Here is a 10786-nt window from a genome sequence, read left to right as displayed (position 1 = left end):
ACCGAAGGTCACCGGTGCGGTCTGGGTGATCGACGGGGAGAAGGTGTCGTCGTCCTTGACCAGGTTGCTGTCCTCCCCGGCCGCTTGGGCGTTCGCGCCATCGGCAACCGGTCCGTTGGTCGCGACCGCGTCATCGCCCACGGCAACATTGCCGTCGGCCGCCACAGCGGTGCTGCCTTCCTCCGCGATGGCCTGGTCGTCGCCGGCGATCTGAGAGTCGACGATGGCATCGCCCAAGGCGTTGACTCCACCGTCCTCGGCAACCTGATTCACCGAACCGTTGGTGGCAATGTTGACCTCTTCTGACTCGTCGACGTTGAACTGGTCGCCCCCGACCACCGTGTTGTCCTCGCCGATGATGGCGCCGACATTGCCGTCGCCGATGATGATGCCGCCGGTCTCCTCGAACTCGACGTCGTCGCCAGCGGCGATGCTGCCGCCCGTGGCGATGCCACTCTCCTCGACCTTTCCGCCGATGGCGACCGAGCCGTCCGTGGCCGCGGTCAGGTCCTCGACCTCATCGTCCGAGGAGACGGCGATGCCGCCCGCGCCGGCGAAGGCCTGCGTCACGTCGTCCTCGGCCCACACGTTGTTCTCGACGGGGTGATCGGCGTAGAAGCTCGTCACGAAGCTGTCGAGCAGCTCTCCGGCCGTCATACCCGGAAGAAGCACGGGGATCGCGATGGACGCCACGCCGCTGGAGTTCAGCAGCGCCGCGGAGTTGTTGATCTCCGCGACGACGACGTTGATGTCGGTCTGGTTCAGGTCGACCCCGTCGAACGTGCCGTCCGGGTCGGACAGGAATGACTGTGCGAGCGCGGGGTTCGCGAGCAGCTGAAGAATGAGGTCGAACAAGCTGGATGTCCCGGGCATGTCGAAGGCTCCTTGTGATCGTGAGGCGGGTCGTGCGACGCGCCTGTTCGATGGTAGGAAGCAACACGGCGTCACTCCATCGGGGCTTGGGCCGAATCCCCGACACCTGGGGTTCGGGTCTGCCGTATAGGGGATCAGCAGCCGCATCGGCGTTCCCCTAGGGGGTTGACGGCTTTGCCGAATCGTGCACCTAGGGACATCTCAACTGTTACTTTTGCGGCGGCAGGCACACCAGGGGAGGCCGCGTTATGAGTGTGGCGGAAGCTGAAGAATCAACCGTCAGCGGCGATCACGACGACGCGCTTCGCACCCTTGAGGCGATTCTCGCCGACATGGACCATGCCGAGTTCGCGTCGGCGGCGCGGATCGCTGCTGCCATCCACGCGCACCGCGGAACGTTGAACAGAAGCGCCGAGCTGCTTCAGCTGGTGGCGCCCGACGCACTGGGCGATGCCGCGGCGGCGGGAGCCGTTGCACTCATCGGCGTCGGCGACATGGCCACCGCCGACCGGATGCTCGCCTCGAGTCGCGCGGATGCGCCGACCGCAACAGCGGCGGCCTGGCGGTTGGCCACGACGGGGCTCGTGCAGAGCGTCAGTGGCGACGGCGTCGCCGGGATGTCGCCGTTGGTGCAAGCCGTCATCGCACTGGCTCCCGTCGGGCGCGACGGCATCATGCTCGACACTCCCGCCGCGCTGGCGGCGTTGGTGGCGCTCCACCTCGGCGAGCTCGATCTCGCGGAGTCCGTCCTGCAGAGGGCGATGGCTGCTGATCTCGGCGGCCCACTGTTCCGGCCGCGACACCAGATCCTGCTTGCCTGGGTCTCCATGGCCCGCGGCAACATGGCCGAGGCAGCCGCGACTCTCGAGTCCGTCGGCGATCCGCCACTGGACGACACCCGAGACAACTACCTCGTGCATGCAGTCCGCGTGGGAATCGCCCGACGCAGGGGCGACACCGCCGCGTTGGCTGACGCATGGGCGGAGGCGCGAACCGCAGTTGCCGGAATGTTCATCGACCTGTTTCATCTGCTGCCTCTGGGCGAACTTCTTGTCGGGGCAGCGCGCATGCATGACGAACACTGGTTGGCGCCGCAATTGCAGGCAGCCGAGGTGGTCCTGGGACGGCTCGGACAGCCCGCCCTGTGGTCCGCGGCATTCCATTGGTACGGCGTTCAGGCGGCCATCGTCAGCGACCAACCGGACGCGCTGATCCCACACGCCGACGCGATCAGCGAGGCTGCACACGTCAGTCGCCACGCCCAGACGCTGGCCGCGGCCGGACACACCTGGGTCAGGGTGCTGGGACGCGACATCGATGTCTCGGCCATCAATCTGGCTGTCGAGGGCTTGAGTGGAATCGGCCTGAGGTGGGACGCCTCTCAGCTGGCGGCGCAGGCCGCGCTGCACACTGCGGATCGACGCGTGAGCCTCGACCTTCTCAACATGGCGCGCGCTGCGCACAGCGGTGACGGGTCGACATCGACATCGAAGTCGACGAGCTCGCATTCCAGCCAGCTCACCGACCGGGAATGGGAGATCGCTCGCCTGGTGGTCCAAGGAATCGGGTACCGCGAGATCGGCGAACGCCTCTACATCTCCCCGAGGACGGTGGAGCACCACGTCGCCAGCGTTCGGCGCCGACTGGGGTCGACGAATCGGGCCGAGATGATGGAGACGCTCCGTCGCCTCTTGGTGGGGTCGAGCACAGGCGAAGAGTGAGAGGCGAGCTCAGCGACTGGCTCGGAGGTCGCGTACGCGGATCACCACGAACGCGACGACGACCACGACGACGGCGAGGATGACGAGGCGCTGGAACCATTCGGCATACGGCTCGACCCGGTCCCAGTTCTCGCCGAGCCGGAAGCCGGCGTAGACGAAGATGAAGTTCCAGATGAAGCTGCCCAGCGTTGTCAGCAGCAGGAAAGTGCCGGCGTTCATGCGCTCGACGCCGGCCGGGATGGAGATGAGGCTGCGGAAGATTGGCACCATGCGGCCGAAGAACACCGCCTTGCCACCGTGCTTGGCGAACCACGCCTCGGTCCGTTCGAGGTCGCTCACCTTGAGCAGCGGGGTGCGCTCGAAGACGAGGAGGGTTCGTTCGCGGCCGAAGACGCGGCCCAGCCAGTAGAGGACCACGGCGCCGAACACCGAGCCGGCCGTCGTCGCGATCAGCGCGCCGGTGAGCGAGAAGGTGCCCTGACTGGCCGCGAAGCCGGCGAGGGGCAGGATAATCTCGCTCGGGATCGGCGGGAAGAAGTTGTCGAGCGCCACCGCCAGGGCGGCCCCGAACAGGCCGAGCCGGTCCATCAGCTCCACGGTCCATCCTGCCAGCCCATCGGTGGGGGCGCCCGATCCTTCGGCGGCAAGCACGGCGATGACAATCACGCGCCGAGCGTATCCGGGCGTCGAGCGCCTAGTAGAACTCGCCCGCTGCCGCTCCAGGCGGCTCGGCGTCTCGGGCCATCGGAGTGAAGCGGGAGTAGTGGCCCTGGAAGCCCACCGCGACCCGGTTGACCGGGCCGGAGCGGTTCTTGGCGACGATGATGTCGGCCTCGCCCGGGCGCTCGGACTCGCCGTGCCCGTGGGCGTCGGGGCGGTTGAGCAGCATGACGATGTCGGCGTCCTGCTCGATGGAGCCGGACTCACGCAGGTCGGAGAGCTGCGGGGTCTTGTCGGTGCGCTGCTCCGACCCACGGTTGAGCTGGCTGATCGCGACGACCGGGACCTCAAGCTCCTTGGCGAGCAGCTTGATCTGGCGCGAGAACTCCGAGACCTCGACCTGGCGGTTCTCGACCCTCTTGCCCGACGTCATCAGCTGCAGGTAGTCGATGACCAGGAGGCCGAGCCCGTGCTGCTTCTTGATGCGGCGGGCCTTCGAACGGATCTCGGGCATCGTCATGTTCGGGGAGTCGTCGATGGTGATGGGGGCGCCCTGCACCTTGGTGATGATGCGGGTGATGGCGTTCCACTCCGGTTCGCTCATGCCGCCGCCGCGCATGTGGTGGATCGCGACCTTGGCCTCGGCCGAGATCAGCCTCATGGAGATCTCTGCCGCCGTCATCTCCAGCGAGAAGATGGCCGACGGCACGCCGTGCTTGATGGAGGCCGCCCGGCAGAAGTCGAGCCCGAGCGTGGACTTGCCGACACCGGGGCGAGCGGCCACGACGATCATCTGGCCGGGGCGGAACCCCGTGGTGAGGCGGTCGAGCTCGGGGAATCCGGACCCGAGGCCGGCCATGTCGCCCTCTCGGTTCTGGATGTCATCGATCTCCTGGATCGTGGGTCCGATGAGCTCGGCGATGGTCTTGTAGTCGTCGCTGCCGCTCGCGCCGTCGACCTCGAGCACCTCGGCCTGCGCACGGTCGACGATCTCGGCGATCTCGCCCTGCTCGGCCCAGCCGAACCCGGCGATGCGCTCTCCGACGGAGATGAGGCGACGCAGGATGGCCTTCTCGCGGACGATCTCGGCGTAGTAGTCGATGCTGGCGGTGACCGGAACGCCGGCCACCAAGGTGTGCAGGTAGGGCGCACCGCCGACACGGGCGAGCTCGCCGCGGCGGCCCAGCTCGGCGCCCACCGTGATGGCGTCGGCCGGCTCGCCTCGCAGCGCGAGCGCAGTGATGGTGTCGAAGACCAGCTCGTGCGACGGCCGGTAGAAGTCGCGGCCCTGCAGCGCGTCGGTGGCCGGGTCGATCGCGTCCTTGGACAGCAGCATCGCGCCGAGCACGCTCTGCTCGGCGATGATGTCTTGAGGTGGGACTCGAGCGCCGGAGGTGTCTTCTCCGGCATCGGGAGCTGCTGCATAGAGATCCGCGACGCTCACCGCACCCGTACTCCTTTGCACATCGCCCACCCTAGATATCGACTCGGACAAATATTCGATTGCCCGTCCCCGGCCACGTACCGGACCACCTGCCCGGTCATGTAGCGCCGACGCGTCACACTAGGCCGGGTGGGACGACCCGGGAAAGGCCAACGCGCACAGGGGGTGTGGGCAACGGCGCGAGCCCTGTGGAAAACGCCGCGAAGGATGTGCACAGCCGGTGGACGAGCGTGTGGACGAGCAATCGGACTCAGGTCCAAAATACCCTCTGACCTGCACGAACATGCTGCACATCGTGTGGAACGAAGAAAGATTTCGGACCATATAGCCCTTTGTGACTATGCGGTCGTCCCCAGGCCAGGTGACATGTCGACATACTCGGGCCTCGCGTCTGTCCACAGGCTCGGCGAGTCCGCGTGAGGGGGCTCGACGACCTCGATCGACGGATCCTGGCGGTCGCCGCGCCGGCCTTCCTGGCCCTTGTCACCGAGCCGCTCATGCTGCTCGCCGACACCGCGATCATCGGACACCTCGGCACCACCGAGCTGGGCGGTCTCGCGGCGGCGTCGGTCGTCCTGACGACCGTGGTCGGCCTGTGTGTCTTCCTCGCCTACGGCAGCACTGCCGCGGTGGCACGCCAGCACGGCGCCGGCCGGGAAGCCGCGGCGTACGGCCTCGCTGTCGGAGGACTGTGGCTGGCCCTCGGCCTCGGCATCGTCCTGGGACTCGGGACGGCGGTCTCGTCGAAGGCGCTGAGCGACTGGCTGTCCAGCTCGGCGGCGGTAGCCGAGCAGGCGGACCGATACCTGGTCATCTCGGCGTCGGGTGTGCCGGCGATGCTCGTGGTGCTCGCGGCCACCGGCGCGCTGCGCGGGGTGCTTGACCTGAAGACGCCGCTCATCGTCGCCGCCGTCGCGAACGTGCTGAACGTCGTGCTCAACCTGGCGCTGGTGTACGGGTTGGGACTCGGCATCGGCGGCTCGGCGGCAGGCACCGTCATCGCCCAATGGGTGGCCGCGGCCTGGCTGGGAGTGGTCGTCGTGCGGCGGGCCCGGGCGGCGCGAGCCTCGGTCTGGCCAAGGATCGGTGCCATCGTGCGAGCCGGTCGCGACGGCGTGCCGCTGCTCGTTCGCACGGCGACCTTGCGGGCGTCGCTCGTCCTCGCGACGGCGGTCGCAGCCGATCTGGGCGACGTCCCGCTGGCCGCCCATCAGGTCGCGACGGCGATCGTCACCTTCCTGGCCTTCGGGCTCGATGCCATCGCCATCGCCGGTCAGGCCCTCACGGGACGCACGCTCGGTGCCGGTGACGCGCCTCGAACACGGGAGCTCACCCGCCGCATGGTCGCGTGGGGCATCGGCACCGGGTTGTTCGCGGCCGTGGTCCTCGCCGCCGGATCGCCTGTGCTGGCCCGTCTCTTCAGTCCCGACCCGGCGGTGCAGCGCGCCCTGGTACCGGCGCTGCTCGTGGTCGCCGCGATCCAGCCGCTCTCGGGCGTCGTGTTCGTGCTCGACGGAGTGCTGATCGGCGCCGGCGACGGAGTCTACCTCGCCTGGGCCGGGCTGGCCGTGCTGGTCGCCTACGTGCCGCTCGTCCTGGCCGTCGGGGCGCTCGACGCCGGCTTCACCTGGCTCTGGGCGGCCTATGGGGCCTTCATCGCGGCCCGCTTGGTGACGCTGTGGCTGCGGCAGCGCAGCGACCGCTGGATGGTCCTCGGCGCCTAGCGAGACGCACCCTAGTGGGAGGGTGGCCCTGTGGAGACCGTCGAGTACGAGCCGGGCCGAGCAGCTGACGTCCATCCGGGCACGGGGGGTGGTGGCCACGTCCTGCTCTGGCACGGACGCGGGCCGAACGAACGGGGCGCACTGGCGACGCTCGCCGGTCTGGTCGCCGAACGCGGACCGACGGTGATCGTCCCCGACTGGAGCTCCGAGTCCGACGACGGCGGCCGCGCCGACCTGCTTCAGTCGCTGCGGTTCACGCGCGGTGCCGTCGGGGATCACGGCGGCGACCCGGACTCACTCGTGCTCGTCGGATGGTCCCTCGGCGGCACCGCCGCGGCCGGCGTCACGATCAATGCCCGACGTCTTGGTGTCGGCTTCGCGCACACCGTGTGCCTGGCCGGCGGGTTCACCGCGCCCGACCCGATCTCGGGCGTCCTGCTCACCGGTCAGCTGCCGTCTGGCGGGCCGGCTGAGAGCCGTTCACCCTTCACGCTGTTTCACGGCATTGCGGACGACATCGCGCCGGTCACGGCATCGCGCGCGTTCGCGCAGGCCCTCGAGCTCGCGGCCTGGCCGGTCGAGGTCATCGAGCTGCCCACCGACCACGCCGGCATCGTCGGCACGGTCCTCTCCGAGGACCGGGAGAGCTGGAATCCGGCAACGGACGAGGCGACCCTCACCGTCGCGGTCGACGTCGCGGACCGGATCGCCGCCCTCACGTGAGCGACCCGGTCAGCACGTGGCGGATGACCCGGAGGGCACTCGCCGCGGAAGCGGCTCGTGTCGTCGCGCTCCTGCGGGACGTCACGGAACCACCACCGCGCCCGGCCGGCCAGGTCTGGGGGGTTTCCGAGCTTGCCGCTCATCTCTCGCACGGGTGGATGATCCTGCCGGCACTCGCGCGTGGCGACGAGGATCCCCTGAGAGAGCTGGTGGGGTCGACGTCGTTCCGGCACCCGTCCGAGCTGGGAGCCCTGACCCAGCGCGCTGTCGAGGCCGACCCGGAGCGCGATCCGGTCGTCCTGGCCGACCGGATCGAGACCGCCGCGAGCAGCTACCTGTCCTCGTGCCGCGACTCCGACGTCGACCAGGTGCAGCCGTGGCTGGCCTCGGGCGTGCGAGTGCCGATGCCGCTGTTCTCCGCCCATCTGCTGAACGAGACCGTGCTGCACGGCCTCGACCTCGCGCGTGCCGCCGGGCGACCGTGGCAAGTCGATCCGGCTCACGCGTCGCTCGCGCTGCACGAGTTCCTGGTCCCGATCATCCGCGAGCTCCCTGGCGACGTCGTCGATGTGGGCGCCGCGCGGGCTCGTGTCGTCATGGAGTTTCGGCTTCGCCGAGCCGGTCGGCTGCGCCTTCGTCTCGAAGACGGTGGCCTCCACGTCGACGACCCCGCAGCTCCCGGACGCGTCGATGTCCGCATCGGAACCGACCCAGCGACGCTGCTGATGTTCCTGTGGAACCGACAGAGCCTCGGCCGGGTGCTGATGCGGGGCCGGGCGGTCGTGTGGGGTCGTGCCCCGTGGCGGGCGGTCCGGATGAAGCGGGCGGTGGCGCTCCCCTGAGGGGGACGCCGGTGCTCACTTCTTCTCGGCCCACCCGACCGACGTGTAGTCGGGTTGCTCGAACGTGGCGGCCCCGAAGTTGACCAGACCATCCCGCACCACCACCACGTCGGGCAGGACGCTCAGCGGGATGACGACGGACTGACGCAGCAACTTGGCGTCGAGGTCGTGGATGAGGGCGGCGCGCTTGTCGGCGTCGAGCGTCGCCGACGCTTCGGCCCAGAGGTCGTCGAGCTTCTTGGTGGCGACGCCGGTGTAGTTCTGCGGCGAGTCGATGGGGCGGAACCGCTGCTCCGCAGCCTCGACCGGGAACGGCGATGCGGGCCAGGTGAACGTGACGAGGTCGAAGTCGAGCGGAAGGACCGTGTCGGGGAAGAACCGCGCAGCCCTGACGGTCGGCGTCTTGACGGTGATGCCCGCGGCCCCGAGATCGGCGGCGATCGCCTCGACCCGCGCCTCGCTGGCCGGGGTGTCGGACGGCACCGGCAGCTGAAGCGTGAGCGGCTTGCCCCTCCGCACGGCCTTGCCGTCCTTCTGGGCGTAGCCGGCCTTCTTCAACAGCGCGCGAGCCTTGCCTGGGCCGGGCTTCAGGACATCGCCGGCGACGTCGCGGTAGCCCTCCTGCCCGGGCACGAGCACCAAGCTGCCTGCGGTGCTGCCGGGTGCCTCGACGGCTTCTCCGACCTCGGTCGCCAGCGCGTCGCGATCGATCGCGGCGGCGACGGCGCGACGGACGTCGGCATCCCTGAGCGGTCCACGACCACCATTGAGGGTCAGGTGCGACCACGAGCCACCGGCGGCCCGTTGCACGGTGCCGTCGTCGGCCGCCGTCTCGTACGTGGTGCCGCCGACGGAGACGGCGTCGAGCTCGTCCGCCGCGAACGCCTCGGCCTGCACGCCCGGATCGGCGATGCGCCACACGACCTGATCCAACCGCGGCGTGCGGCCCCACCACCGCGGGTTGCGCTTCTGGGTGATGGTGCCCGTCTTCTTGTCGATCGACGACACCACGAATGGCCCGTTGGACGGCACTGCCGCGGTGCGGAAACCGTCGTTGAACTTCTTGGCCTTCGTCGTGACGTCGGCCGGAAGGCGTGGGTAGACGTACTGCGGCCAGTCGGAGCGGGGGGTCTTGAACGTGACGGTGTACTCGAACCGGTCGGCTCCGCGCTCGACGGACTTGATGTCGTCGTAGCCGTCGGTGGACGCGACCTCGAGACCCTTCACCTTGCCACTCATCGCACGCTGGAACGCCGCCATGTCGGTGGCGGCGATGGGCGTGCCGTCCTGCCAGACGGCGTCGCGGTTGAGCCGGACCCGCACGGTGAGGGGCTTCTTGCCGACGACGTCGATCGCGCGCGCGTAGTCGGTGTCGACCCGCCATCCACCGTCGTCGGTGATGCGCACCGGGCTACCTGTGGTGGGTGCCAGCACCTGGGCGCTGGACGACCCGGCGCCGTCGGCCTGCACGGGGTTGAAGTTGCCCGGTAGAGCTGCGACGGCGAGGCGCAGGCGGCCGCCATCGGCGACGGACTCGGGCTTCGCGCGCGTCCACGCCGTGGTGGGCAGCGCGTCGGACGCGTCGTCCACCGGGCCCGCGGTCGAGGTGTCGTCGCGGTTGAACCACCAGTACCCGCCGGCCAGGATGAGGGCGACGACCAGCAGGCCGATGGCTGCCAGCAGGAGCGGCCGCCGGCCGTGTCGGGGGGCGAGGTGACGACGGTTCATGTCAGCTCCGAAACGACGCAGGGCTCGAGGAACACCCCGAGCCCTGCAGTCGATCGGTGCTTACTTGGAGGCCACCACATTGAGGCGCACCTGCGCGCTGACTTCCGGGTGGATTCGCACGGCCACGTCGTGGGCACCCAGCGACTTGATGGGGTTGCCGACCTCGATGCGTCGCTTGTCGACCGTGGAACCGGCCGCGGCGAGCGCGTCAGCGATGTCGGAGACGGTGACGGCACCGAAGAGCCGGCCGCCCTCGCCGGCGCGGACACCGACGTTGACGGGCTCGGCCTCGAGCCGGCCCTTGAGCTGCTGGGCGTCTTCGAGATCGTGGATGGCATGCGCATCGCGGGCGGCCTTGATGGACTCGACCTGCTTGGCGGCACCCTTCGTCCAGCGGATGGCGAATTGGCGCGGCAGCAGGTAGTTGCGACCGTAGCCGTCCTTGACATCGACGATGTCGCCGGGCTCGCCGAGGTTCGAGACCTCGTGCGTGAGGATGAGCTTCATCTGCGTCCTGCTTTCAACGGGCGTTCGAGGTGTAGGGCAGGAGCGCCATCTCGCGGGCGTTCTTCACGGCCTTGGCGATGAGGCGCTGCTCCTGCACGGTGACACCGGTGACGCGGCGAGCGCGGATCTTGCCGCGGTCGGAGATGAACTTGCGCAGCAGCGCAGTGTCCTTGTAGTCGATGTAGGTGATCCCCTCCTTGTCGAGCGGATTCACCTTCCTCTTGGGCTTGCGTAGCGCCGCAGCCTTTGCCATTCCTCGTGCTCCGTTTGCCTCTGTATGTGATCTATCTAGAAAGGTGGCTCTTCGTCGAACCCGGAACCGCCCGAGCCGCCAGCCGAGCCGCTAGCCGGCGCGGCGCTGGCCCACGGGTCGTCCGCCTGCCCGCCGCCGCTGTTGCCACCACCGGACCCGAAGCCGCCCTGCGAGCTGCGCGACATCTTCTGCACCTTCGCCGTGGCGTACCGCAGCGACGGGCCGATCTCGTCGACCTCAAGCTCCATAACCGTGCGCTTCTCGCCCTCACGCGTCTCGTACGACCGCTGGCGCAGCCGCCCGCTGACAAT

Annotated in this window: 10 protein-coding genes and 1 pseudogene; 4 read left to right on the top strand and 7 right to left on the bottom strand. The window is 69.1% G+C overall.

From position 1 onward, the window contains the following. Positions 1 to 873 (bottom strand): hypothetical protein (locus ACRDPN_RS03710; RefSeq protein ID WP_431445984.1); only part of this gene is annotated, 873 nt, incomplete at its 3' end. Between the two features lie 248 nt (positions 874 to 1121). On the opposite strand from ACRDPN_RS03710, the gene ACRDPN_RS03705 reads away from it, so the two are divergent. Continuing rightward, positions 1122 to 2594, top strand: a complete 1473-nt coding sequence (locus ACRDPN_RS03705) for a helix-turn-helix transcriptional regulator (protein WP_431445983.1) — start codon at positions 1122 to 1124, stop codon at positions 2592 to 2594. 9 nt (positions 2595 to 2603) lie between these two features. On the opposite strand, the gene ACRDPN_RS03700 is transcribed toward ACRDPN_RS03705, so the two are convergent. Both ACRDPN_RS03700 and dnaB read right to left on the bottom strand, forming a co-directional pair. Then, the gene (locus tag ACRDPN_RS03700) at positions 2604 to 3260 is read right to left on the bottom strand and encodes a DedA family protein (RefSeq protein WP_431445981.1); all 657 of its coding nucleotides are present in this window, start codon (positions 3258 to 3260) and stop codon (positions 2604 to 2606) included. A 28-nt stretch (positions 3261 to 3288) separates the two neighbouring features. After that, positions 3289 to 4698 (bottom strand): replicative DNA helicase, encoded by a 1410-nt coding sequence (dnaB, locus tag ACRDPN_RS03695; RefSeq protein ID WP_431445980.1) that lies wholly within the window; start codon positions 4696 to 4698, stop codon positions 3289 to 3291. A gap of 416 nt (positions 4699 to 5114) precedes the next feature. Between dnaB and ACRDPN_RS03690 the strand changes: the two genes are divergently transcribed. Genes ACRDPN_RS03690 through ACRDPN_RS03680 form a run of 3 tightly spaced genes read left to right on the top strand, consistent with a single transcriptional unit; the run spans position 5115 to position 7987 of the window. After that, complete coding sequence (locus tag ACRDPN_RS03690; protein ID WP_431445979.1) at positions 5115 to 6422, top strand: MATE family efflux transporter; 1308 nt, start codon at positions 5115 to 5117, stop codon at positions 6420 to 6422. 30 nt (positions 6423 to 6452) lie between these two features. Continuing rightward, positions 6453 to 7145, top strand: coding sequence for an alpha/beta hydrolase (locus tag ACRDPN_RS03685; RefSeq protein WP_431445978.1), 693 nt, complete (start codon positions 6453 to 6455; stop codon positions 7143 to 7145). Continuing rightward, positions 7142 to 7987 carry a hypothetical protein gene (locus ACRDPN_RS03680; protein WP_431445977.1) on the top strand — a complete coding sequence of 282 codons (846 nt, stop codon included), beginning with the start codon at positions 7142 to 7144 and terminating at the stop codon, positions 7985 to 7987. The genes ACRDPN_RS03685 and ACRDPN_RS03680 overlap by 4 nt, the downstream gene beginning before the upstream one ends. Before the next feature lie 15 nt (positions 7988 to 8002). Here the strand turns inward: ACRDPN_RS03680 and ACRDPN_RS03675 are convergent, their stop codons facing one another. From ACRDPN_RS03675 to ACRDPN_RS03660, 4 genes and pseudogenes are all read right to left on the bottom strand, one after another. Beyond that, positions 8003 to 9715: an ABC transporter substrate-binding protein gene (locus ACRDPN_RS03675; RefSeq protein WP_431445976.1), complete on the bottom strand. Its 1713-nt coding sequence runs from the start codon at positions 9713 to 9715 to the stop codon at positions 8003 to 8005. Between the two features lie 60 nt (positions 9716 to 9775). Then, complete coding sequence (gene rplI / locus ACRDPN_RS03670; RefSeq protein ID WP_431445975.1) at positions 9776 to 10222, bottom strand: 50S ribosomal protein L9; 447 nt, start codon at positions 10220 to 10222, stop codon at positions 9776 to 9778. A 13-nt stretch (positions 10223 to 10235) separates the two neighbouring features. Further along, entirely contained in the window at positions 10236 to 10475 is a 240-nt protein-coding gene (rpsR, locus tag ACRDPN_RS03665) for a 30S ribosomal protein S18 (RefSeq protein ID WP_431445974.1), read from the bottom strand. 35 nt (positions 10476 to 10510) lie between these two features. After that, positions 10511 to 10786: pseudogene (locus ACRDPN_RS03660) on the bottom strand (single-stranded DNA-binding protein); the annotation flags it as partial.

It is taken from the genome of Aeromicrobium sp., assembly GCF_050700635.1.
GTDB lineage: Bacteria > Actinomycetota > Actinomycetes > Propionibacteriales > Nocardioidaceae > Aeromicrobium.
Note: the sequence above shows the minus strand (reverse complement) of the source record. Positions and strands in the feature narration are given on the sequence as shown.

Excerpts from the sequence above, each read along its gene's own strand:
- ACRDPN_RS03705 (WP_431445983.1), top strand. The coding sequence starts at position 1,122 with ATGAGTGTGGCGGAAGCTGAAGAATCAACCGTCAGCGGCGATCACGAC.
- ACRDPN_RS03675 (WP_431445976.1), bottom strand. The coding sequence starts at position 9,715 with ATGAACCGTCGTCACCTCGCCCCCCGACACGGCCGGCGGCCGCTCCTG.
- rplI (WP_431445975.1), bottom strand. The coding sequence starts at position 10,222 with ATGAAGCTCATCCTCACGCACGAGGTCTCGAACCTCGGCGAGCCCGGC.
- rpsR (WP_431445974.1), bottom strand. The coding sequence starts at position 10,475 with ATGGCAAAGGCTGCGGCGCTACGCAAGCCCAAGAGGAAGGTGAATCCG.